Origin of the sequence: Fusibacter bizertensis (assembly GCF_029914245.1) — a bacterium.
Lineage (GTDB): Bacteria > Bacillota > Clostridia > Peptostreptococcales > Acidaminobacteraceae > Fusibacter_C > Fusibacter_C bizertensis.
Map to the genome: position 1 here is coordinate 330,363 of NZ_JARYZI010000003.1, position 23,601 is coordinate 353,963.

Below are 23,601 nucleotides of genomic sequence, written 5' to 3' on the forward strand. Positions count from 1 at the left end.
TATAAGTAAATGGGCTTTCATTTTTTTCATTTTTTTCATTTATATTTATATTTATATTTGTATTTACATTTTTACTACTTTTAATCGCTCAACCGCTGATGATAAGCCAAGCTTTTCATTGTTAACCATATCTGTAAACAGCGACACTAACTTAGGATCAAATTGTCTCCCCGCTTCTTCTTCAAGGATTAAAAGCGCCTTTGCAATTGGCATATCTGGTTTATAGCAACGTGTTGAAATCATGGCATCAAATGAATCTGCTAAGCATAGAATTCTAGCAGTTAGTGGAATATCTTCTCCAGAAATTCGTCGAGGATAACCTTTGCCATCATAACGTTCATGATGCCCCAATACAGCTGGAATAACATAATCTAAAGATGGTAAATGTCTAATTATATCAATAGAAGCTTCCACATGACCTTGCATAATCACAAACTCTTCATCGCTTAACTTTCCCGGTTTGTTGAGTATACTTTCGGGAATACTAATTTTTCCAATATCGTGTAGTAAAGCCGCTTGTCTAATGTTTTCAACAATATCTTTGTTTAGTCTTAGTTCAGTTGCAAGAGCAACAGCATAGTTAGCAACATTATCTGAGTGATTAAATGTATAATGATCTTTTGCATCTATTGCTGCCATTAAAGCAAAAATCGTAGATTTATAATCATCATAAACTTGGTTATAATCTAGCTCATCTAAACCTTTATCTGAATTGATAAAAGTATCAAACACCCTTATTGCATTTTTACCTTTTCGTTTTACTTGGTATACTGCATGATCAGCATTATCGAGTAGCTCTTTTACACTTTTGGCACCAAATGGTGCCACACTTATACCGGCACTAATGGTTAAACTTTTTTGCCTTTGACCTGCACTATTATGTGTGATGTTTCCTATTTGGTCACGAATTGTCTCTGTGAGTTTTCTTGCAGAAAACACGTCATATCCAGGTAACAAAATAGCAAATTCTTTACCACTATAACGCGATATATAGCCTTGTTCACCAATGGAACCTTTAATTAAATCAGCAACATTTTTAAGCGCCTGATCTCCTTGCTTCACACCATACAATTGATTATACAACTTAAAATCATCTATATTGATAATAATTAATGCCAGTGCACCTTCTTTATTTTGATCATAGATTTCACCGATTAGTTCATAGAAATAGCGACGATTTAATACGCCAGTTAAATCATCAGTTCGTGCTTCAAAATATGCTTTTTCATATGCATGTGCATTTTTAATTGCGATAGAAGCAACTGAACTAATAGACATAATCATATTTAAATCTTGTAATTTCAACTTTGATTTTCTACCAAAATCTGAAAATAAAATAATACCAATCAATGCACCATTTTCTTTAAGCCCTATACAGTATTTTGCACCTAGCCTTGAAAGTTGGTACTTTTCACTTTCCCAAATTGATTTGAAATCTACTGTCTGTTCAAACTCTTCTAATAAAAGTATATCTTCATTGTTGTTTAACCATTTCAGTATTGGATGGTCTTTTCGAATTACAAAAGACAAATCTGCCAATGACTGATCACTGTATCTTAGTATAAAATTATTAGATTCATGATCAAGTAAACCAATAAAAACTTTTTTAATTCCCGTAGATTGACTCATTGATTCAACTGTTTGTTGCAATATTTCATTCAGTTTAAGACTCTTTGAAACTTCAGTTGTAAAATGTTTCAATATTTCGTTTTGAGATTCTTCTTCTCTTACAAAGATACTAGAAATAACTTTCTTCCAGAAATAGAACAGAAGTGAAACCACCACAACAAAGCTCAGTAAATAAATTGGAAGTTCATAACCTTGCTGACCATTGACACGTCCAATAATATACTTATCAATATAAGGTAACAGATTGTAAAATACAGGGAATCCAAGCACTACACAAAACAAATAACCGACACTCTCTGTTGCCATCAATTTGAGTTTAAATAAGTGCCTTCTGATCAGAGCAAACATCAAAAAACCTGCGTTGAAAACCCCTGCTACAATATCAATAGGAAAACCTGAAAACACAGGGAGTACCAAAGCTAAGTTTCCAGCAAATAGAGTAACTATACCAATAACGATTGGCATGGCTTGTTTATTTAACCGTTTATTTTTCTTAAGGTAACCAAATAGATAATATAGCATGTGCACGATCACAACGGCAGCAACTAAAAATAAAATGGCGACATAATTTGTCATTTTGTCATAAACCATCATCGTCTTACCACCGACGTCTACTAGATTAGGCCACTTTAAAAGTATCCCTTCTGGAATATTAATTAAGAAACACAGCGTCAGTAAAACAAAATAAACATTAGAGGCTAAAGTTGCTTTCTTTCCAGTAAAAGAAACGATAAATTTAAAGTAACTATAAATAATTAGCATTAATCCACCCAGCGATACGTGATACCAAAATACATAATTGGGCCAAATTTGAAGACGCATCAGTAATGAGCCACCCGTCCACAAAATCATAGAGGATAAAATCATCAAAAAAGCATTAATGATTTTATTTTTTTCAGCATTGACAAAAATCATCAACATAAAAAGGTAACATAAAAGTGCAATACTAGAAATATAACCATATATGCTTTGACTCATTCAACTCCCCCCTCTTGTGCTACTTGAAGATTTTGAACACTTAACAACTCAATTAAATCACTATGAGATGGATTGACTTTAGTAATATTTTTTTTATACCTTTTTTCAAATGATGCAAAGGTTTGACATCTAAGTATTGTTACTTTAAGTGGATCCATCCCCAAAATTTTCTTTAGATCCCTATAATCTTGATCAATATACTTAAAATATGTCGTTAAAATTTCCTTAATTATATCTGTGCTCACTGCGTTATGTGCAAAAGCATCCTTCTCTATCTCACAATATAGATGCATAAATGGTCTATTATCTTCAGAAAACTCTTTTTTAGCAGTCCATGCAACCACTGGTAATCCAGATAATTCAATAGCGCTTTGTATGCCATGCTCAGAAATCCTTGTAAAACCAGCAATGTCAATAATGGTTGGCACTCTATCTACATATTCAAACCTTGGAATTTTAGTGCCATCTTCATGGTTTGTTAAACCAACACACCGGTACATATCACCTACACGATATCTGGCAAAAGCGCCTCCCTTTAAAAGTGTCAATACAATCTCGTATTTTTCACCCGGAACAACTTCATCCATTAGATAAGTGCGTGGTTTAAATGTCGGTTCCTCCATTAACTTAAGCATATCTTTCTCAAGTAGAAACTCATAAAAACAAGTATCAGGGAAAAAATACATTCCCTTTCTAGTCCATGTTTCTGTCCCAATAATAGAAGGTTCTGTACCTGCAAAAAGCTCCATGGGACGGATTCCCCACATATGCTCTAGATCATCTTTATAACATTTATTATCTGTACCTGCTACCATAAAACCCTTTAACTTGAATAAATCTTTTGGTAGCAAATTACGTTTTTCCTTCTTAGTGATATATTTAGCTTTTAAGATGCGATACATCATCTTAGGATGACATTTGAGCAGTGACTTTAATCCTCCTGAGCCTCCGGAAGACATACTTGAAAGACTTTGACTCACTGCATATGCAACACTTCCTAGTCCAAAGAAGAATTCTACATCGTTCTTCATTGCTAATTTAAACCCTGCTTTATTTCGTTCTGAAAAGGTCATCTCCACTGCAGTTTTAATTTCAGGTAAAAATTCAATATCAATTTCTTCACTTAAAGCTAATGGGAATAAGCCTGTGGCATAAGGCAAAGGAGCAAGTCCATATAAAAACTTATCTGTATCTTCAACATCAAATTTACCCTTTGCAGTACTTGTTGATAATATCAAGCATGCAGTAACATTTGTTCTGTAAACATCTAACATACTTCGGGTATAGGGTGCGACCTTGATAGGGTGTTTTCCACCTTCCCATGTTGTTTGAATCCAGATAATAGGATGATCAGGTAATGTGTCTGCTCGCTTTTGCAATAAAATATCAGCATAATCATCGTAAGTCGTAAGTGGCACCATTGCTCTAAACTCGTCTAGTGTTTTAGGATTCTTTCCCTTTAAAATACTTTTCCCGAGCGGACTAGCACACCATAGATTCATCTGTTCAATCATGAGCCTTTTCTGTATATCCATGTATTGTTCCAAACTCAAATCAAGGAAGCCACAATAAAAGCTCCAAATTTGATCATATTGTTTTTCACTCAGCATCTTTTTTAAGTTCATCATTTACCACCTTATAAAGATTTAATACATTTTCTAAGACTCTTATGAGAAGGTACTAAAAATGGCGTTTCTTTTTTATACGAACTATAATCCACAAAAGTATGTGGAAAAGTCCAGGCATCTTGAATTATTATATAAATGATATTCATAGTAATCCATATTATTGCGGATAGACTGACCATAAAAGTTTGATATAAAAGCGCTATTGAGAAATAAGTCCCCATATGAAACAAAACACCGGGATGTCTACTTAAACTATATACGCCCTTTCGATATACTTTTCTTTCGTGATTTTCTTTAATATAGGTCGTCTCAAAAGGCAAAGCAAAAAAGAGGGAATATATTAATAGTATTAAATTATAAACACCTGTAATTATCCAAAGCACATTAAAGTTAAGTTTGTCGAAGTATTTAACCAAAAGGCCAATAGAAGCAATTAATTGAAAGCTCGTTCCAAGCGTAAACAAATAATGTAAGAATCGATTTTGCCAAATAACGCTGTTGATATCATAAAGATAATACAAAACAAATCCCAATACGCCAATGGATAAATATACCAAAGTCAACCTCCAAAATTATATAAGTCTACATTTTATTATATCTTAACAATTTTGACCTGAAAACAACTGTTTTGAAAATAGAGTTATATTATGATAAAAATAGTCGAAAAATGCGTCTAAAGACCTACAAAATTTACATTTTCATGCACATACTTCTAAATTTTTTTATCATAAAATTGATATTTAAGTTTTATTCCAAATCAATTTTATTGTATATTTATAACAAACCTCTAGTTATAATCCAGATTCCTTATATATATGTCGTATCCCATTAGCAAAAAAAATCCTCATGAATTAGTTAAAACTAATTCATGAGGATTATATTTTTAGCTAGTAAGCAGCGTTTTTACCATCTCAATTTTTTCGAAAAGTGTGTTTGAGGTTGCATTACCATTGACACCTGAAAAATAGTCATCAGCTTCTTTTAAATTAGCAACAATAAAGTCACTTGTTGGCAAATCACTCTTTGAAACTAAATCCATCGCCATCTTAATCCAATTTCTACATTGTACATTTTGACTCTGAGCACTATAATTATTTTTTACAAAATCAAGACAAAAATAAATAGTGTCTTTAGTCGTTTGATCCATAAGCTCACCTCTATTACCCTTTATTCTAACTGTATATATTTATACCTTTTGAATCTTCAATGAAACACATTTAATCATCTAAAAAATAATGACTATTGAATTCCATTTGAAATCATTAAATCTCGATACAGAAAGTCTGATCCACTGATATGCTTAAACACCCAAGTAATTAAAAACTTTAGTATTTTCTTGCCATATGTGATTTGATCTTCATCAACGGCTCTTAGGTCCAAGCTTTCAATTTCAGCAATTAAATCATTATGTTCTTTGATATGGGCTACTTTATACTCAAAATCAATTTTATCAAAAAGACTTTCTTCATATTTAAAATGATAAATTGTGTAATCAGTAATCTCTTGTATTATTTCTACCATCTGATCATAAATATCATCTCCACCAACTGCATTTGTCAATAATAAAGATAAATCACTGGTAATCTCAATTAATCTTTTATGTTGGTCGTCTATAGATTTGATGCCTAGCTCATATTGTTGTTCCCACTGAATCATAATTATACCCCTATATAAACATTATTTACGAGTATTATAACACAAAAAAAAATTGATTTTTGTAAAATAAATGTAAACGATATAAATTTGATACCAATATAAGTAAATAGGAGTTTTCCATTCTTGCTCTAATCTTGCCAAACGAAAAATATAATTTAATGAAGTATTTTATCCCATGAAGGTAACATAGTTATGTTAATTTTCTAGCAAGCGGACTTTAAAAATGTTACAATTAGCTCATCTATAACAGCACTTAATAATTGGAGAATACTAATGCTCAAAAACCTATCCATTCGTAAAAAACTTATATTTAGTATGTTGTTGATTTGCCTTGTACCCTTTGCTTTTGGGACCTTATACATCAAAGGGACAACTGAAAAGTGGTTATATCAAAACAGCATCATTCATACGCAAACGATTCTAAGACAAGTTGCTCAACATGTAGATGAATCCATAATTGTAGCGATGAAAGATATGGCTTCTATGCTTGTCCTAGATGAAAATATTCAACACGTTGATGCTGATATCAACAACTATACCTCTTTTGCACCTGAAACATATCAATATACCTCAACTGAAAATGAGCGTAAAATTTCAAACTTGTTTAAATCAGTAGTAGATACTCATCCTTTTGTTGCATTTGTTTCATTTGGCACTGAATTTGGTGGTTACATTGAATACCCTCAGTTTAGCCCTTCTTCACCATATGATCCGAGAGTAAGAGAATGGTATATTAACGCAAGATCAAGTGATGATGTCGTAGTTTCCGAACCCTATGAAACCACTGTGAGCAAAGAGTTAGTGGTTAGTATTGATAAAAAAGTCAAATCAGATCAAGAAACGATTGGTGTTGTCAGTTTAACCATTCGGCTACATGATATCATGGGTGATGTTTCAGCTATAAAAATCGGTACTTCAGGCTACGTTAGTATCCTTAGTCCCAACAATATCATCATTAATAGTCCCATGAATCCAGATTGGATCTTAAGTAATGTACATGAGATGACCAATGATGAATTCATCAATTTTGATCAGTATAATAACAAATCTTTTGAAGGTATGTTAAATGGTGTCAACAAAGTTTTTACACTTTATATTTCTCCAATAAGTGGGTGGAAATATGTTTCAATTGTTGATAAAAGCGAAATTCTCGAGCAATCTCGTGAATTATCCGGATTGCTGTTACTTATTTCTGTTATAATGGCAATCATTGTTATTATATTTGTTTTTTTAATTTCTAGCTATATTACCAAACCAATACTTACACTCTCTCAAATGATTAAAAAGATGGCGAACTTTAACTTTGACGAATATGAACATAGTACAATAGATGAATTTTCTAAAAACAAAGATGAAATAGGTGAAATTTCCAGTGCACTAGGGGCAATGCAATCTAATTTCATAGAACTAAAAAACAGTCTAGATCATATGGACTCACAAATTCGTAGTATCCAGGTAGAGGAAACTTCTATAAAACGATTGAATTTGTCGAGCGATAATCCTTTTAAAGGTATTGCATATTCAATTAATGGTTTACTTGAGAAAGTATCGAGTTATCTTGCAACCATTAAAGAAAATAACGAAGAAATCTCGGTTAAAAACGATATGTTAATTGCTTCCGAGGAAGAGCTTATTGCACAGCTAGAGGAGATAAATACGCAACAAATAAAGATAAATTTTCTTGCTGAGCATGATCCCTTAACCAATCTCCCTAATCGTCGTTCATTTCATCGTATGCTCTCCGATGCAATTACTATGAATAAAAGAGGCGCCGTGATCCTACTAGATATGGATAATTTTAAAAGTATTAATGACACCTTAGGGCATATATTTGGAGATAAAGTCCTTCAAAAAATTGCAGAAAAGCTAACCACTATATCAACAGAAAATATTTTTGTTTCACGTTTTGGTGGAGATGAATTTTTAATCGCATATGATTTAAATGACGATAGTGAAAGTCTAGATCAATACGTTCAGACTATTTTCAACATGTTTTCTACTCCACTACTAATTGATAAACATGAAATCAAAGTTGAATTTAGCATGGGGATTTCTAAATTTCCTGAAGATAGCATCGATTTTGAACAGATTATTATGTATGCTGATTTAGCACTTTACCATGTTAAAAATACTGGTAAAAACCATTATGCTTATTTTGACAAACAAATGGCCATGCATTTAAAGCAGAAATTAGAAATTCAAAGCAACTTACGCTACGCTTTAGAGAACGATGGCTTTAAAATTGTTTATCAGCCACAGGTTGCCCTTGATTCTGGTAAAATCATCGGCTACGAAGCGCTCTTAAGATTCAAAGAACACTCAATTTCTCCTGTGGAGTTTATACCAGTTGCTGAAGAAAGTGGATTAATTATCCCCCTCGGACGTAAAGTAACCTTTATGGTGATAAAGCAAATTGCCTCTTGGATTAAAATGGGGTTAAAAGCCAAGCCCATCGCGATTAATTTTTCAGTACTTCAACTTAACGACCTTGAATACAAGCAATTTTTATTTGACACACTTAAGCAATTTGATGTTCCACCTGAGCTCATCCAAATAGAAATTACAGAACATATTTTTTTGGATAATAAATCCTCAGCAATTTCTTTTATGAATGATTTAAGATCAAATGGTATAAAAATAGCTGTTGACGATTTTGGTGCTGAGTACTCATCGCTAAGTTATCTCGCTACTTTACCAATTGACACTTTGAAATTTGATCGTGAAATGAATTTGAAATTACTAAATCACGCCAATGTAGAAGTGATTGAAAAACTTATTGCTTTTGTTCATGCACTCAACCTGAAAATTATAGCTGAAGGTATCGAAGATCAAAACCACATTAGATTATTACACTTATACAATTGTGATGTGGTTCAAGGCTACTATTTTAGCAAACCTCTTGAAGCAAATGAAATAATCGCCATTGATAAGCATATATACACGTTTTAACTGTACCTACTCAGATATCACGAACAGATTAAAGACCAATTTATAAGCTATAGCTGGCTCATAAATTGGTCTTTTTATGATTTTGTACTATCACATTACAAACTCTTGTCTGGATTATTGAGAGGAATCCATAATGTAAACTTACTGCCCTTACCTTCTTCACTAGCAACTTCAATTCTACCATTATGTTTATCCATGATATCTTTACTCAGTGCAAGTCCTAAGCCACTTCCTTTTCCTATTGGTTTGGTTGTGTAACCTTGGATAAAAATCTGATTCAGTTTATCACTTGGAATTCCCATGCCGTTATCTTCAACGCTTACATACACCTCATCTTTTACTAAACCTGTTGCAATAGTAATTTCACCAGTCCCTTCAATGGCATCAATTGCATTAACCACTAAATTCATAATCACTTGATTGATCAAACTGATGTAACAATTAATATATGGAATTTCAGAATACTTTTTGTGGAGTGTAACTCTACTTTTCCATAAATTTGATGTTAAGATTAAGACACTTTCAATTGCTTCATGTAAATCAGCATCTTTAAAAGCTGACTGATCAATTCTTGAAAAACTTTTGATGCTCTTAATAATCTGACTCACGCGATCAGAAGCAGTAGTGATCATAGAAACAGCAGGTTTCATCTGTGATACTTTGCGTTTTATTGATTCTAGATCTTCTTGTGTCTCTATCTGCGTTAGAACCATGTCTACCATCTGAGCATTGCTTTTAATTGCACCAATAGGCGTGTTAATTTCATGAACAATTGCAGCTGATATCTGACCAACTGATGCCATCTTTTCGCTTTGGATCAGTTGATTTTGTTGGTTCTCAATTAATTCTCTGTTGAAAATTAACTCATCATTTTGCATATGCAATTCTTCATTTTGATTTTCTAAAAGCTCACTAAATTCTTTGAATTTTTTTAGTATTGTATTGGAATGACCTATCATCTCTTCAATCTCAGCAGGTGGTTTCTTTATCATAAGTTGAAAACTAGATAAAGATTCGACATCGTTCATTGCCATACGTTTAAGTTGCTCATTGGTTTGATGCATAGGTTTCATAATGCCTTTAGATAAAAACTTACTGATTATTTTTATGAAAATAATTGAAAATAAGCTCAAAGCTATAATTAAAGTTACAAACAAGACATTCACACCTGTATATAGCATTGGATCCATTCTAATTGCAATCATACCAATTGATTCGTCATTTTCGTTAACTATTTCAATTTTATTTTCACTTTGAACATCCTTTGAGAATCCTGAACTTGAATCATAATTTCTTGTAATTGGGATTAACAGTTCTTTATCTTTGATAAACACATCCATCTCTATCAAACTCAATTTGATAGGGAATATGTTAGCATCATCAAAAATCTCTTTTGCAAGTACCATGATTCTCTTATAATCATCTTCATCTTGAGCCACAATTTTTAAGGATTCAGTCATATTATCTTTAATCGCCATATCATCTGGCAAATTCTCTTCTTCTTTGATGAGTTCATTGATATTTGAAATCACTTGATCTAATGAAGTAGATTCCATAAATTGTCGCGTTCCTGGACCCTTCATGGCACTTTGTGAAGAAAGAACTTCATACGTTTTTACATAATCAGATGCAATGGAGTTTGTTATATATCTAGTTACTGGCCCATAGGCATAATGAATCACAGGAATCAACACAAAAGTTGTCATCAATAACGTAAGTATATTAGTTAAGAACATGGAGTTTTGAATTTTTCTCTTAATTGAACGCTTCATATTTTTTTACCGAAACTAAATGTTTCTTCCTCTCATTATTTGTTTTTATTTAACTATTATATGGTACAATATCTCTAAAGGCTATCTTGCCTATAAAACATTATAACTGTTTTTTGAACCAGTATACAACGTTAGGAGCAAATATGAGCAAAATTTTAATTATAGACGATGAAATTATGATTACATCTACTTTATCAACCCTGATTCAGATAATGCTAGATTACGAAGTTTTTACTTCAAATGATCCAAAAGAATTAATTGAAAGTGGTCTATTGGATCGTGAAAAGATTGATCTTGTAATATCCGATTTTATTATGCCTTACATGAATGGTCTTGATTTATTATCTCTTATAAAAGAAAAACAACCGCACATCGTACCAATTCTCCTTACTGGTTATTCTGATAAAGAAAGTGCGATCAAGAGCATTAACGATTTAGGACTTTATTATTATCTAGAAAAACCTTGGGATAATAACGAACTGATCAAAGTAATTGAAAATGGCATTGAAAAATCCAAACTTGAAAAAGAACTGAAACAAAAACTTGTGATTATTGAGAAAAAAAACAATGAAATCACAAGATTATATGACCTTTTGAGAAGAGATTATGATAAAGAAATGGATAATGTATTAGAGTTTGTTATCAGCTTGTCTAATTTAGTTGAGGCAAAAGATGCATACACTGAAAATCATACTAGACGTGTTGCTGATCTAGCAATATCCCTTGGAAAACACATGTTGCTCAGCAAAGAACAACTAAAAAACATCGAACTTGGTGCAATTATTCATGATATCGGAAAAGTCTCTACTCCAGAAGCAATCTTGAATAAACCAGGGCGCTTAACAACAGAAGAATTTGAAGTTATGAAAGACCACCCAGAAGCTGGTGCAAGAATTATCAAACCCATCACCGCATTACAAAAGTCTGCTGATATGGTATTATCTCATCACGAGAAACTAGATGGTAGTGGTTATCCCAACGGATTAAAAGCCTCTGAAATAGATATAGAAACACGTATCATTACTGTTGCTGATATTTTTGACGCACTCTATACAGATAGACCTTACCGAAAAGGCATGACACTAGAACAGTCTATGGCAATTCTTGATTCAGATGCTTCAGCGGGAAAACTAGATATCAAACTTGTCGAGATTCTTCACGAAATGATCGCTAGTGGTGAACTCAAAAAAATATATCATGAAGATGAAATTTAGCAAAACATGCAGATGCATGTTTTTTTTTTATAATTAAGTGTATATATTTAGTATCAAATTGTGGAGGTATACTATGTCAGATCTTTTTGGCAAACTCAAACAAGGCATTGACAAAAGTACTAAGGTTATCGGCGCAAAATCTGCATCACTTATCGACTCCAATAAAGTCAAATCCGAAATCTCAACTTTGAACAAAAGCAAAGATGAACTACTTAGTCAAGTTGGTTTACTAGTTTATGAAGCAGATCCTCTAAATTTCTCTTATGAACTTGTTCGATCATCAGTTGAGGCAATTCAGTCTTTAGACGAACAAATTAGAAGTAAAACTGAGGAACTAGAACAAATAAAACTGGAAACTGAAGAAAAACTACATGAGATTAACAAATAATTACTCTCAAAAACATAAAAAGTGAGCTATTGAGGTTTTATCCTTTAATAACTCACTTTTTACATACATTACAGTTGAATTCACTTCAATATGCCCACTAATACACCTATATCAAGTAAAAAGCTCGCGGGATGTGGCGCAATATTATTGAGTACATCTGTATAATCCTTCCCAGCTTCATATTTACGTTGATGCGTTCCAGTTTTCCATTCTTTAACTTCTGAAACATCATATACCTTACCCTCATAGGCAACATAAGCTGGTTGGCCATTTTGACCATTGAACTTAGCCAATTCTTCAGTTGTAAAAACAATTAGAGAATTACCATTTTCATCGACAGTTGTTTCCTCCACAGCCTCAGTACTTGCATCTACACCTATTGTTGTTTCATTTGTCATTTCCATAGTCGTCTCGCTAGACATCTGCTCACTATTTGCAGTAGTACTTTCTGTAGCGACTGATGAATTTTCCTGCGAGCTGCAACCAGCCAATACAACTATAAAACCTAGTATAAGAATTGTCATCCATGTTTTTTTCATATTAACCTCACAATATTAAATCACACTGTGACAAATCAAAAATACTCACTTGATGTGAATTCTAATTTTATCACAACTGGATTTTTTCTAAAAAAGGGGTAAAAGCCTATGATTAGCTTATACCCCTTTCAAATTAAATTATCACTTCTTTTTATATACAAAATCCATTGTGCTTTTGGCTCTCATAGTCGCTAGGATCCCATCCAAATGATCATATTCATGCTGAATAAGCTCAGATAAATCCCCTTCAAGCTCTTCAAGGCACAGTTCCCAGTTTTCATTACGATATTCCAATTTACATCTCTTATAACGCTCAACGCGTACTAATAGCATTGGAAAAGACATGCAATCATCTAAGACTTCCATCTTTTCTTCATCTTCAAATATCAAAGCAGGATTGATTATGATTTTGGGGTTCTCTATATGCATGTAGATAAGACGCTTAAACGCACCAATTTGTGGAGCTGCAATGGCTCTTCCAACACCATATTCATGCCTAAAAGCCATCAAAGTATCGTGTAAGTCTTGAACAATTTCAAGTACTTCACTTAAGTCTTCTCGATTAATCTCTCGACTTACATCATAAAGACGTTGATCTCCAAGTAATAAAATTTCTCTTTTCATCACAGACCTTCCTTTTCGCTATAAATTGAGCTCATTCTTAGACAGCGCCAGTTTCTATTCTGATATGTACCATATAAAACTATCTTCATTATACCTAATAAAATCAAATGATAATCTAGTTTTTTCAAATGATAATAGATATCATTAAGACAAATGAAAGTATATAATTTAAATATAATCAAAAATACAAGGAGATGATGTTATGGAATTATTTATGAGTACTGTATTCTTTGCTGGATTGCTCTCTTTTTTCGCTCCATGTACATTCCCATTGATACCAGTCTATATAGGTATTTTAACAGATCATGATGGTAGTCATTTCAAAAAAATGGCACCTTTTATTAAAACAATGTTATTTGTACTCGGACTCTCAACGACTTTTATCACTTTAGGATTTGGGGCAGGTGCACTTGGTGCTTTTATTCAGCTGGATGCTTTTTATTTTATAGGTGGGGCACTAGTAGTGATTATGGGGTTTCATCAAATGGAGCTTATTAGGTTACCCGCACTAGAAAGATTTAAAAGTTTAAAATTCAATAACCAAAGGAAAAATAGGTATTTAAATGCTTATCTTTTAGGTTTCACCTTTAGCTTTGCATGGACGCCATGCGTTGGACCCGTTTTAGGGGCAGTACTTGTCGTTGCAGCTGATGGTGGTCAAGCACTTTATGGTGGTTGGCTGATGTTACTTTATACAATTGGGTTGGCAATTCCCTTCATTGTCTTAGCAAGTCTTTCTCAATTAGTCATGAAGCGGTTTGAAAACCTAGAAAAACACCTTCCAATGATCAAAAAAATTGGTGGTGCACTAATCGTAATTATGGGACTTATACTCATGACTCGAAACTTATCAACTTTAACAGCCTGGATAGACAGGTTATTTTAAATGGAGGTTAATGATATGAAAAAAAATAGTTTGATATTTATAGGTTTAGCAATACTCATTATAGGTACTGGTATTGCACTTGGAATTAGATCATCAAAAGAAAACATGGAAAGTAACGAAATGGCAGAAACAACCTTAGCTATGAATGATGAAGATTCGATGATGGCTGAGGAGACTATGATGACTGATGAATCCATTGCACAAGGCAATATGGGGTCAGAAGAAATGATGTCAAATGATGGCGCTTTAGCACCTGATTTTGTTTTGATGAATTTAGAAGGTGAAGAAGTAAGTTTAAGCTCATTAAAAGGTGAAAAAGTATATGTGAAATTTTGGGCATCTTGGTGTTCAATTTGCTTAGCTGGTCTTGAAGAATTAGATGATTTATCTTCAAGCGACCAAGATTTTAAAGTAATCACGATTGTATCACCTGATTATAACGGCGAGCAGTCAAAAGATGATTTTATCACATGGTTTAGTTCTTTAGATTACAAAAACATTGAAGTACTTTTAGATGAGAACGGCTCTATTGCCAAAGCTTTCGGTGTTCGCGCATATCCAACTTCTGCATATATCGGTTCAGATAGCATATTGATTAAATCTATGCCTGGACATGTTGATAATCAAACTATAGCAGAAGCATTTATGTCTATTTATTAGTTTAAGGACATTAAGATAGAAAGGACATGACTATGAAAAAATTAATATTCATTATTTTAACATTATCACTTGTAGTTACTGGATGTGGTACAGAAGCTATTACCGCCAGTTCCTCAGATGCAGTTTCACAAAAAAGCTCAACTGATATTGACTGGAACAAGGATCAATTTAAAGATATCTATCTCGCTGGTGGTTGCTTTTGGGGGATTGAAGCCTACATGGAAAAAATCACAGGCGTTTATGATGTCACTTCTGGGTATGCGAATGGCAACACTGAAAATCCAACATACGAAGAAGTTTCATACAAAGATACAGGGCATGCTGAAACTGTACATGTTGTCTATGATAGTTCTAAAGTTGATTTAAGTACACTTTTGTTATACTACTTTAAAGTTGTAGACCCAACAAGTCTTAATAAACAAGGAAATGATGTTGGAACACAGTACCGTTCGGGTATCTATTATAGCAACGAAGAAGACTTAAACGTCATTACTACCATTATCAAAGAAGAACAAGAAAAATTTAAGAAGCCTATTGTCGTAGAAGTAGCACCGCTTGATCAATTCTTTTTAGCTGAAGAGTACCATCAAGATTATCTCGCTAAAAATCCAAATGGCTATTGTCACATTGATCTATCAATCGCAGATCAATCACTTATTGATCCCGCTGATTATCCCAAACCTGATGATGCTACTTTGAAGAAAACACTCACTGATGTACAATATAGAGTAACGCAGCTTGGCGATACCGAACGTGCTTATTCCAATGATTACTGGGATTATTATGAACCCGGATTATATGTGGATGTGGTAACTGGAGAACCTCTATTTAGTTCAAAGGATAAGTATGATTCAGGTTGTGGCTGGCCAAGTTTTTCAAAACCCATTGTTGCAGAGGTTGTAACTTATTTTGAAGATGACAGTTACAATATGATTCGAACCGAGGTCAGAAGTCGCTCTGGGGATACACATTTAGGACACGTATTTGATGATGGCCCTAAGGCACTTGGTGGCTTAAGATTTTGTATCAATAGTGCCTCAATTAAATTCATCTCATATGATGATATGGAAGCCCAAGGTTATGGCTATCTAAAGTCATATGTGAAATAATAGTTTGAAAGGTGATCATATGTATAAACTCCTACTCGTTGATGACGAAGCTCTTATTAGAAAAGGCATCAAAACCCTAATTGATTTCACTAAATTAGAAATCAGCGCTGTTCTTGAAGCTGCAAATGGATTAGAAGGTTTATCTGTTTTTGAAAAGTATCAACCTGAACTTGTGATCCTTGATATCAACCTACCACATATGAACGGTCTAGAGCTTGCTAGTAAAATCAAAAAAATTAATCCTTATACAAAGATCGCCATGCTTACAGGTTATGATTACTTTGATTATGCTGTTACTGCACTTAAAATAGGCGTAGATGATTATATTCTAAAGCCCGTTTCTAAACAGGATGTAACTGATGCTATCATCCGCTTAATTCACAGTTATAATCAATTGAAAGTGCAACAAGAAATCAGCTCAGTAGTAAAAAATATTTCTAAGGAAAATGCGTCAACATATCCTGTTGATTCGATTCAAGAGACACTCGACTCACAACTTTACAACTCCGATTTATCTTTAACTTCTTTCGCTGAAAAACTTGGCTATAGTACCAGTTATTTAAGTGGTATGCTCAAATCTATTTTGGGCATGCCTTTTCAAGAGTACGTACTTAGTAGCCGTTTAGAAAAAGCTAAGTTATTGTTACTAACGACACCACTTAAAAACTATGAAATAGCTGAAAAAGTTGGGTTTCAAGATGTTAATTATTTTAACACCAGATTTAAGCAAAAATATGGTCTTTCACCTAAACAATATTTAAAAGCTGTGAGGAATCCCAATGAAAATGATGAAATGGTTTAAAGGTCTAAGATATATTCGTGTACAAATCATCATCTATTATCTGGTTACTAGCATTTTACTGGTTACCTTTATGTCGACTATTTTGTATATGAGTTTGTCAGCAATTTTAATGGATGGTGAACTTTCAAATACAACTGAATCCGTTGAAAAAAGTGGCCAATCTATTCAATTATACATTGAAAAACTGAAAGCACTATCAAATATTCTTGCCCGCGATCCAAACACAATAGACTATCTCAAAACAAATGATCCACAGATTAGGCAAAGTGTTGCGGCGTTATTAGATAACGTTCTACAAAGTGATACCATGCTATTGACAGGAATTCTAGTGAGTAAATCCGGGAGTATCCTATCAAATGATTCACATCTAGATATGCAAGTTTCTAAAGATATGATGAACGAAAGCTGGTATGTAGATGCCGTGAAAGGTGATGCGATGCCAGTGCTTACGTCTATTAGGCGTCAAGACTTTACTATGGATAAAAATACTTGGGTAATCTCTATAGGGCAAGAAATCACTGATTTAAATGGGGAGCATTTAGGTCTTATGATTCTAGACTTCTCCTATGAAGTAATCGATAACCTACTCTCCAATCTGAGCCTCGGCAAACAAGGTTTTGCATTCATCCTAGATCAAAAGGGAGCACTGGTCTATCACATGGATCCAACCTATTTTGAGGACTCATCAAAAAAAGAGGTGCTCATTAATATTGATAAAATGTCCGATGGCTATGATACTCACATGAAAAGACTAATTCATCACTATACTGTTACCGGTACTGAATGGATATTAGTTGGTGTTTCAACTCTTGATCACTTAACTGCTGCAAGACGTCAAATTATTGAGACATTGTTTATCATCATCGTACTTCTATTCTCTATATCTATGGTCATTGGTTTCATAATTGCAAACAGAATTACAAAACCTATTTTGTCTCTTGAAAATACCATGAGAGCAGTATCAGATCAAGTGGTATTTGCAGATGAAATTCCAAATTCAAGTTATGAAATAGATCGTCTAAGAATTCATTTTAATGAGATGAATCAAAAGATCTTCGATATGATGGAAAGTATTAAAGTACGTGAAAAATACTTGCGCGAAGTAGAGCTTAAATCACTATTTAGTCAAATTAATCCTCATTTTTTATACAATACACTGGATACGATTATCTGGATGGCTGAATTTAAAGATACCGAAAAGGTGGTTGCGATCACTAAATCACTCGCACAATTTTTTAGATTATCACTGAGCAAAGGAAGTCAAATGATACCTCTTCATCAAGAAATTGATCATGTCGCGCAGTATCTCTATATTCAAGAACAGCGTTATGGTGATCATCTCACCTATGCATTTGACATTGATCCTACGCTCAATGATATCCTAGTACCAAAGATCATCCTTCAACCAATTGTGGAAAATGCCATTTATCATGGGATAAAACTCTTACCTTACCCTGGAAAAATTACAATCTCTGCTAAGCAGTATAAAGACAAGGATATGTTGATTACTATTTCAGACAATGGTGTTGGTTATAGTCCAAATCGTACCAAAACAACAAGTGAAACAACTACAAAACTTGGCGGCGTTGGTCTTGAAAATGTCAATAACAGACTCAAGCTCATATATGGTGATGCCTATGGACTCACCATTGAATCTGAAATTGGAAAAGGTACAATAATTAAACTCTTTTTAACACAGTAAAAGGCAAATGGTAAAGTAAACTTCATAGCATTATTGTCTTACAAAATCACGTTTTTTATATAAAATTAAACTTGAAGCTGCTATAGTCATAGCAATGATAATTAGGATTGCTAAGTTGACTAAATTGAGACTTTCTCCAGATGTATCTGCATATCCAAAGGGTGTAAACCATTTAAGAAAACTCAAAATAGGTGATAAACTGATAATCGAATTGGCAAAATAAAACAAAGCACCTATCAATAATAAAATTTGTGAATTTTCACAGATAAACTTTGATGCACTGGCAAACGCTAACCCTAAAGTTCCTAAACTTACTACTACCACCCACATATTGATCAATACTTGATTAAAACTTTCCCAATTTAACTTTGTAAATAAAGCTTCAGTTTCAGGGATCTTTAAAACTAAGTCGTTCATAAACCCTTTTTCTAGGATCACTTCGCTAAAAAATTCAGGTGCATAGCTAAAATAATCTCTTAGTAAACGAGAAGAACCAATGAAACTCGACTTTAGTGTCGCGTATTTTTGTTGTTCTTCTTTTACGTTTGTTATGAAAGCATCATCAGTCATATTACTAAACTCATCTGCAGTCGCATAATTCTTGAAAAGTGCTATATATCGCTGTGGGTCTGATAACATTTGTTCAAATAATTGATCGGGACTGTCAAGTTCAGAACCTAACGCACTTATTAAGCCTTTGGCATCTATGCCAGCAGCGGATAATTCTTCATCACTTGCTGAAAAAGAGGTCATCAGCATCATCGTAGTAAATCGGTTGAAAAGCGATTCATCCCCCACTAAGTCTTTTACAGCTTGATCTCCTTTTTCACTGATTAAATCTATCATAGGCTGTGTTAAAACATTTTTGTTGATTGACCAAGCTGCATAAGGTTTCTGAATCGTGAGACCAAGTGCACCTACTAAATATATTCCTATAAAGAAAAGTACTATATAACTTTGTAGTACCATTAATTTTGAAACAAAAACTTCTGTTCTTGAAAAGGGCTTAAGCGCAAGATATTCTATGGTTCCTGTCCTTTCTTCTTTTGAGATCATCTCTGCACCAAAATATGCAAAGAAAATCCCCCCAACCATCATCACCCACATGGTACAATATGATGAAAAAAATCCAACAAGTGATTTCATGCCAGCTACGTTGATATTAAAAGCACCGAGTATATTATTCATCATACCAGTGGAAAGAAAAGAATCTAGCATTTCCATATTTTCTGCTATTGTCTTAAAAAACATCATGCTGATAAAAACCATACCGCCAACTGCGGCAAAAAACATGAGGACTGTTTTAAATCTTTTTGCGAATTCCACTTTATAAAGTCTAATCATGCGAAACCTCCTGGTGATAATAATGCATAAATAGCGTCTCTAAGCTTGGATTATAAATATCAACATCTTCTAATGTCAACTGACTTAAACTTGATAAAATTGTATGAATGTCTTGGGGCATTTTGTATGTGATTTTCACGAAACTACCGAGTGCTCTTATTTCCCCTAGCTTAGTTGCATCATATTGATGACTCCAATGCTCTAGCAAATTAAGTTCAGATCGATTTATAGTTAAATCCACAGTTTTCAAATTATGCCTTTTAAGCGTTTCCATACTTTCATGTTTGAGCATCTTGCCATCTTTTATCAGCCCTACTGACTTACAATTATTTTCTACTTCACTAAGTGTGTGAGAAGAAAGCATAATCGTCATGCCTTCCATATTAAACTTTATCAATAGTTTCATCAATTCATCTTGAACAAGAGGATCTAATCCAGATGTTGGTTCATCTAAGATCAAAACTTTTGGTCGATGAACCGTACTGAGTACAAATCCGATTTTTTTTCGGTTGCCAAGTGATAATGCTTTAAATTTTTTTGAAGGATCAATCATAAGGCGCTGGACCATCTCATTTTCTAGTTTTCGCATATCGGCTTCAAACGCCTTCTTACTTCTGTGTCCTTGCAAAACGGCATTTTCATGATTCAAATAGAGACTTCTATTCATGCTAAAGAGCTTCTCAACTGTAAAATCTTCATATAGATTCACTTCTGACGGCATATAACCTATAGCTGTTTTGATCTTTCTAATCTGTTTTTGAGTATCAACACCTAATATCTTAACACTACCAGAATCAGGTATTATAAGATTGAGAAGCGCTTTAATTGCAGTTGTTTTTCCAGCACCATTTGGACCCACAAACCCAAAAAAATCGCCTTCAACTATTTTTAAATTCAAGTGATCCACACCTCTAGACTTACCGTAGTACTTTTTGACATTATTAAATTCTATGCCCATCATACACCTTCCTCTGGTCTAAATGCAGTTGCATCTTCTTTGATGATTCCCTCAATAATTGAAGTAATATAATGCTTCATAAAAACCTCAAAGTTTGATTCTAATTGATCTTTATAAGGGGCAATAAAGAAAACACTTCGCATCATATCAAGTGCAACATCACGAGATACTTTTAAGTCGCTATCATCTCGTAGTAGCATTGATAACATCTGTTGATCTGCTAATAGCATCTGAGATTTTTGAGCCTGACTTGCCTTCTCTAGCAAAGAGGTTTGTATCTGTCTATCTGAAAAGGATTTGAAAATATGGCTTTTTTCAAATAAAATCATCGTCGAATATAATATATCAATCAGTTGTTCTCTTAATAAACGATGTGATGTTAAGCGAGATAAAATATCTCGCTGTATTTCAGCTTCAACTGCAATCAAAACATCTAAAAACAAGCTCTCTTTTGATGGATAAAAGTTATAAAAGGCACCTTTGGATATACCTACCTGTTTAGCTATAAATTCCACTTTAACCAGTTGGAAGGGTGTCTTTTCAAACTCTTCTTTTGAAATTTCTATCAATCTTGCTCTGATTTGTTCCTTTTCATGTTCAGAAAAAGCACGGCCCATATTTTCCTCCTGTGACCCGATAGCACATTTGGGTCATAGATGAAGCAAATTCTATGACCCAACCGGGTCTTTCAGTCATAGATTACTCTCTTTTAACATCTTTGTCAACTTTATTTTATGCTTTCCTCCCCTGTCTTTGTCTTGAGAATTTTTACGAAGTGACATATAATAATTCTAAATGATATTTAGACACACTAAACAAATGGAGGATTAGATGCTTAAACAATTTACTAGATACTACAAACCACACAAACTGCTCTTTTCACTCGACCTCATGGCGGCTTTATTAATGGCGGGAATTGATCTGCTCTTCCCTATGTTTTCCAGAAAAGTTGTCAATGATCTCATCCCAGAAGGCAACATACGTATGATTGTCTATCTATCGCTAGGAATTTTAGCGTTATATATCTTGAAAATAGGTCTGAACTACTTTATGGGCTATTGGGGACATGTACTTGGTTCAAGAATAGAATATAGCATGCGTAAAGACTTATTTACACATATTCAAAAATTAGAATTTTCTTTCTTTGACAACATAAAAACTGGACAATTAATGAACAGGCTAACAGCAGATCTCAACGATGTAACTGAACTTGCACATCACGGACCTGAAGATTTGTTTGTTTCAGTTTTGATGCTACTTGGAAGTTTTATTTTATTGGTTCAGATTAACCTAGCACTTACATTGATTATTTTTTCATTTGTGATTTTTACCATTGTCTACTCAGTCTTAATGAGAAAATCTATGATGACTACTTTTAGAAATGTAAGAATTAAACTTGCCGATATCAACGCCCAACTTGAAAGTAGTCTCTCTGGGATTAGATTGTCAAAATCATTTGCAAATGAGTCTTTTGAAATTGAGAAGTTTCATGTCACCAATCATGCACATCTACATTCAAAAAAAGATTCATTTAAAGCTATTGCTTCATATCAAGCTGGAAATGGTTTTTTTATCGATATGATGACACTTTCTTCAATGGTAGCTGGTGGGATTTTTGTCTCTAAAGGCTATATCAACTATGGCGATCTATTAGCATTTTTACTTTTCATCACTTTTTTCACCAAACCAATCAGAGCCCTAATTCAACTTACGCAACAGTTTCAATCAGGCGCAGCAGGTTTTGAGCGGTTTATGGAGATGATGAAGATGGAACCGACTATTGTCGATTGTGATGATGCCAAACCACTTAAAAATGTATCTGGAAAAATAGATTTTAATCATGTTACTTTTTCATATGAGAAGGATACAGAACCAGTACTTAAAGACTTTTCACTATCGATTTCTGCTGGGAAAACAATGGCTCTTGTTGGTCCATCTGGTGTGGGAAAAACAACTATCACACAACTCATACCAAGATTTTATGATGTCAATCAAGGAAGTATCACGATTGACGATCAAGACATAAAACACTTAACACTTGCTTCCATGAGAAATCAAATTGGTATCGTACAACAAGACGTTTTTTTATTTCATGGTTCTGTAAGAGACAATATCTCTTATGGTCGCCCAGGTGCAAGTGATGAAGAAATCATAGAAGCTGCTATGAAAGCTAATATTCATGAATTTATACTTTCTTTAGAAGGTGGTTACAACGCTTTTGTTGGCGAACGAGGTGTCAAACTATCTGGTGGTCAAAAACAAAGAATAGCAATTGCCCGAGTATTCTTAAAAAATCCACCGATTCTTATACTCGATGAAGCGACATCAGCGCTTGATAATGAAAATGAATATGCGATTCAGCAATCTATAGAAGTTCTCGCTAAAGGACGTACAACGTTAATCATTGCACATAGATTATCAACAATAAAAAATGCAGATGAAATTCTCGTTATGACTGACCAAGGAATTGCAGAACGTGGTAGTCACGAGACCTTAATTGAATCCAACGGACTTTATAATAAACTGTATCACGCTCAATTTCGTGGTTATATCCCCGATATGCTTAATAGTTAAGTTATTAAGCTTTCAGTTAATCACACACAAAAATAAAGGGGAATCCAAAATGGATTCCCCTTCAATAGATGGTGTAGTACATACTACTTACTTTTCAAATACTTATTTCCAATTACTATACTTCAGTTACATTTTTTCAATACATACTTTCAAATACTTACTTTTAACACATACCTTCAAATACATACC

Annotated in this window: 20 protein-coding genes; 9 read left to right on the plus strand and 11 right to left on the minus strand. The window is 33.5% G+C overall.

Annotated features, from left to right (window positions below):
- Positions 1–63: 63 nt before the first annotated feature.
- From QE109_RS06705 to QE109_RS06725, 5 genes are all read right to left on the minus strand, one after another.
- Positions 64–2,607 carry an HD domain-containing phosphohydrolase gene (locus QE109_RS06705; protein ID WP_281093654.1) on the minus strand — a complete coding sequence of 848 codons (2,544 nt, stop codon included), beginning with the start codon at positions 2,605–2,607 and terminating at the stop codon, positions 64–66.
- Positions 2,604–4,232, minus strand: a complete 1,629-nt coding sequence (locus QE109_RS06710; RefSeq protein ID WP_281093655.1) for a GH3 domain-containing protein — start codon at positions 4,230–4,232, stop codon at positions 2,604–2,606. Before QE109_RS06710 ends, QE109_RS06705 begins: the two co-directional genes overlap by 4 nt.
- 11 nt (positions 4,233–4,243) lie before the next feature.
- A complete protein-coding gene (locus QE109_RS06715; RefSeq protein WP_281093656.1) occupies positions 4,244–4,792 on the minus strand; it encodes a methyltransferase in 549 nt (182 codons plus the stop codon).
- A 326-nt stretch (positions 4,793–5,118) separates the two neighbouring features.
- Positions 5,119–5,382 carry a hypothetical protein gene (locus tag QE109_RS06720; RefSeq protein WP_281093657.1) on the minus strand — a complete coding sequence of 88 codons (264 nt, stop codon included), beginning with the start codon at positions 5,380–5,382 and terminating at the stop codon, positions 5,119–5,121.
- 92 nt (positions 5,383–5,474) lie between these two features.
- Complete coding sequence (locus QE109_RS06725; RefSeq protein ID WP_281093658.1) at positions 5,475–5,891, minus strand: bacteriohemerythrin; 417 nt, start codon at positions 5,889–5,891, stop codon at positions 5,475–5,477.
- A gap of 273 nt (positions 5,892–6,164) precedes the next feature.
- On the opposite strand from QE109_RS06725, the gene QE109_RS06730 reads away from it, so the two are divergent.
- Positions 6,165–8,840, plus strand: a complete 2,676-nt coding sequence (locus QE109_RS06730) for a bifunctional diguanylate cyclase/phosphodiesterase (protein WP_281093659.1) — start codon at positions 6,165–6,167, stop codon at positions 8,838–8,840.
- Between the two features lie 95 nt (positions 8,841–8,935).
- On the opposite strand, the gene QE109_RS06735 is transcribed toward QE109_RS06730, so the two are convergent.
- Positions 8,936–10,612: a sensor histidine kinase gene (locus tag QE109_RS06735; RefSeq protein ID WP_281093660.1), complete on the minus strand. Its 1,677-nt coding sequence runs from the start codon at positions 10,610–10,612 to the stop codon at positions 8,936–8,938.
- 143 nt (positions 10,613–10,755) lie between these two features.
- On the opposite strand from QE109_RS06735, the gene QE109_RS06740 reads away from it, so the two are divergent.
- Positions 10,756–11,826: an HD domain-containing phosphohydrolase gene (locus tag QE109_RS06740; protein ID WP_281093661.1), complete on the plus strand. Its 1,071-nt coding sequence runs from the start codon at positions 10,756–10,758 to the stop codon at positions 11,824–11,826.
- A gap of 73 nt (positions 11,827–11,899) precedes the next feature.
- A complete protein-coding gene (locus QE109_RS06745; RefSeq protein ID WP_281093663.1) occupies positions 11,900–12,214 on the plus strand; it encodes a hypothetical protein in 315 nt (104 codons plus the stop codon).
- A gap of 80 nt (positions 12,215–12,294) precedes the next feature.
- Here QE109_RS06745 and QE109_RS06750 read toward each other — a convergent pair whose 3' ends face one another.
- Both QE109_RS06750 and QE109_RS06755 read right to left on the minus strand, forming a co-directional pair.
- Positions 12,295–12,753, minus strand: a complete 459-nt coding sequence (locus tag QE109_RS06750) for a cytochrome b5 domain-containing protein (protein ID WP_281093664.1) — start codon at positions 12,751–12,753, stop codon at positions 12,295–12,297.
- Between the two features lie 141 nt (positions 12,754–12,894).
- Positions 12,895–13,377, minus strand: a complete 483-nt coding sequence (locus QE109_RS06755) for a peptide deformylase (protein ID WP_281093665.1) — start codon at positions 13,375–13,377, stop codon at positions 12,895–12,897.
- Between the two features lie 202 nt (positions 13,378–13,579).
- On the opposite strand from QE109_RS06755, the gene QE109_RS06760 reads away from it, so the two are divergent.
- From QE109_RS06760 to QE109_RS06780, 5 genes are read left to right on the plus strand one after another with little or no spacing between them, the layout of a single operon-like run.
- Complete coding sequence (locus QE109_RS06760; protein WP_281093666.1) at positions 13,580–14,263, plus strand: cytochrome c biogenesis CcdA family protein; 684 nt, start codon at positions 13,580–13,582, stop codon at positions 14,261–14,263.
- A gap of 15 nt (positions 14,264–14,278) precedes the next feature.
- On the plus strand, positions 14,279–14,923 hold the full coding sequence (locus QE109_RS06765; RefSeq protein WP_281093667.1) for a redoxin family protein: 645 nt from the start codon (positions 14,279–14,281) through the stop codon (positions 14,921–14,923).
- A gap of 32 nt (positions 14,924–14,955) precedes the next feature.
- A complete protein-coding gene (msrB, locus tag QE109_RS06770) occupies positions 14,956–16,032 on the plus strand; it encodes a peptide-methionine (R)-S-oxide reductase MsrB (protein ID WP_425365110.1) in 1,077 nt (358 codons plus the stop codon).
- A 19-nt stretch (positions 16,033–16,051) separates the two neighbouring features.
- Positions 16,052–16,834 (plus strand): response regulator transcription factor, encoded by a 783-nt coding sequence (locus QE109_RS06775; RefSeq protein WP_281093669.1) that lies wholly within the window; start codon positions 16,052–16,054, stop codon positions 16,832–16,834.
- Positions 16,812–18,536, plus strand: a complete 1,725-nt coding sequence (locus QE109_RS06780; protein WP_281093670.1) for a sensor histidine kinase — start codon at positions 16,812–16,814, stop codon at positions 18,534–18,536. The genes QE109_RS06775 and QE109_RS06780 overlap by 23 nt, the downstream gene beginning before the upstream one ends.
- Positions 18,537–18,566: 30 nt before the next feature.
- Here QE109_RS06780 and QE109_RS06785 read toward each other — a convergent pair whose 3' ends face one another.
- From QE109_RS06785 to QE109_RS06795, 3 genes are read right to left on the minus strand one after another with little or no spacing between them, the layout of a single operon-like run.
- Complete coding sequence (locus QE109_RS06785) at positions 18,567–19,880, minus strand: ABC transporter permease subunit (RefSeq protein ID WP_281093671.1); 1,314 nt, start codon at positions 19,878–19,880, stop codon at positions 18,567–18,569.
- Entirely contained in the window at positions 19,873–20,841 is a 969-nt protein-coding gene (locus QE109_RS06790) for an ABC transporter ATP-binding protein (RefSeq protein WP_281093672.1), read from the minus strand. Before QE109_RS06790 ends, QE109_RS06785 begins: the two co-directional genes overlap by 8 nt.
- Positions 20,838–21,455, minus strand: coding sequence for a TetR/AcrR family transcriptional regulator (locus tag QE109_RS06795; RefSeq protein WP_281093673.1), 618 nt, complete (start codon positions 21,453–21,455; stop codon positions 20,838–20,840). Before QE109_RS06795 ends, QE109_RS06790 begins: the two co-directional genes overlap by 4 nt.
- Before the next feature lie 214 nt (positions 21,456–21,669).
- Between QE109_RS06795 and QE109_RS06800 the strand changes: the two genes are divergently transcribed.
- On the plus strand, positions 21,670–23,412 hold the full coding sequence (locus QE109_RS06800; protein WP_281093674.1) for an ABC transporter ATP-binding protein: 1,743 nt from the start codon (positions 21,670–21,672) through the stop codon (positions 23,410–23,412).
- Positions 23,413–23,601 lie beyond the last annotated feature (189 nt).

Excerpts from the sequence above, each read along its gene's own strand:
- QE109_RS06705 (WP_281093654.1), bottom strand. The coding sequence starts at position 2,607 with ATGAGTCAAAGCATATATGGTTATATTTCTAGTATTGCACTTTTATGT.
- QE109_RS06710 (WP_281093655.1), bottom strand. The coding sequence starts at position 4,232 with ATGAACTTAAAAAAGATGCTGAGTGAAAAACAATATGATCAAATTTGG.
- QE109_RS06720 (WP_281093657.1), bottom strand. The coding sequence starts at position 5,382 with ATGGATCAAACGACTAAAGACACTATTTATTTTTGTCTTGATTTTGTA.
- QE109_RS06725 (WP_281093658.1), bottom strand. The coding sequence starts at position 5,891 with ATGATTCAGTGGGAACAACAATATGAGCTAGGCATCAAATCTATAGAC.
- QE109_RS06730 (WP_281093659.1), top strand. The coding sequence starts at position 6,165 with ATGCTCAAAAACCTATCCATTCGTAAAAAACTTATATTTAGTATGTTG.
- QE109_RS06735 (WP_281093660.1), bottom strand. The coding sequence starts at position 10,612 with ATGAAGCGTTCAATTAAGAGAAAAATTCAAAACTCCATGTTCTTAACT.
- QE109_RS06740 (WP_281093661.1), top strand. The coding sequence starts at position 10,756 with ATGAGCAAAATTTTAATTATAGACGATGAAATTATGATTACATCTACT.
- QE109_RS06745 (WP_281093663.1), top strand. The coding sequence starts at position 11,900 with ATGTCAGATCTTTTTGGCAAACTCAAACAAGGCATTGACAAAAGTACT.
- QE109_RS06750 (WP_281093664.1), bottom strand. The coding sequence starts at position 12,753 with ATGAAAAAAACATGGATGACAATTCTTATACTAGGTTTTATAGTTGTA.
- QE109_RS06755 (WP_281093665.1), bottom strand. The coding sequence starts at position 13,377 with ATGAAAAGAGAAATTTTATTACTTGGAGATCAACGTCTTTATGATGTA.
- QE109_RS06760 (WP_281093666.1), top strand. The coding sequence starts at position 13,580 with ATGGAATTATTTATGAGTACTGTATTCTTTGCTGGATTGCTCTCTTTT.
- QE109_RS06765 (WP_281093667.1), top strand. The coding sequence starts at position 14,279 with ATGAAAAAAAATAGTTTGATATTTATAGGTTTAGCAATACTCATTATA.
- msrB (WP_425365110.1), top strand. The coding sequence starts at position 14,956 with ATGAAAAAATTAATATTCATTATTTTAACATTATCACTTGTAGTTACT.
- QE109_RS06775 (WP_281093669.1), top strand. The coding sequence starts at position 16,052 with ATGTATAAACTCCTACTCGTTGATGACGAAGCTCTTATTAGAAAAGGC.
- QE109_RS06780 (WP_281093670.1), top strand. The coding sequence starts at position 16,812 with ATGAAAATGATGAAATGGTTTAAAGGTCTAAGATATATTCGTGTACAA.
- QE109_RS06785 (WP_281093671.1), bottom strand. The coding sequence starts at position 19,880 with ATGATTAGACTTTATAAAGTGGAATTCGCAAAAAGATTTAAAACAGTC.
- QE109_RS06790 (WP_281093672.1), bottom strand. The coding sequence starts at position 20,841 with ATGATGGGCATAGAATTTAATAATGTCAAAAAGTACTACGGTAAGTCT.
- QE109_RS06795 (WP_281093673.1), bottom strand. The coding sequence starts at position 21,455 with ATGGGCCGTGCTTTTTCTGAACATGAAAAGGAACAAATCAGAGCAAGA.
- QE109_RS06800 (WP_281093674.1), top strand. The coding sequence starts at position 21,670 with ATGCTTAAACAATTTACTAGATACTACAAACCACACAAACTGCTCTTT.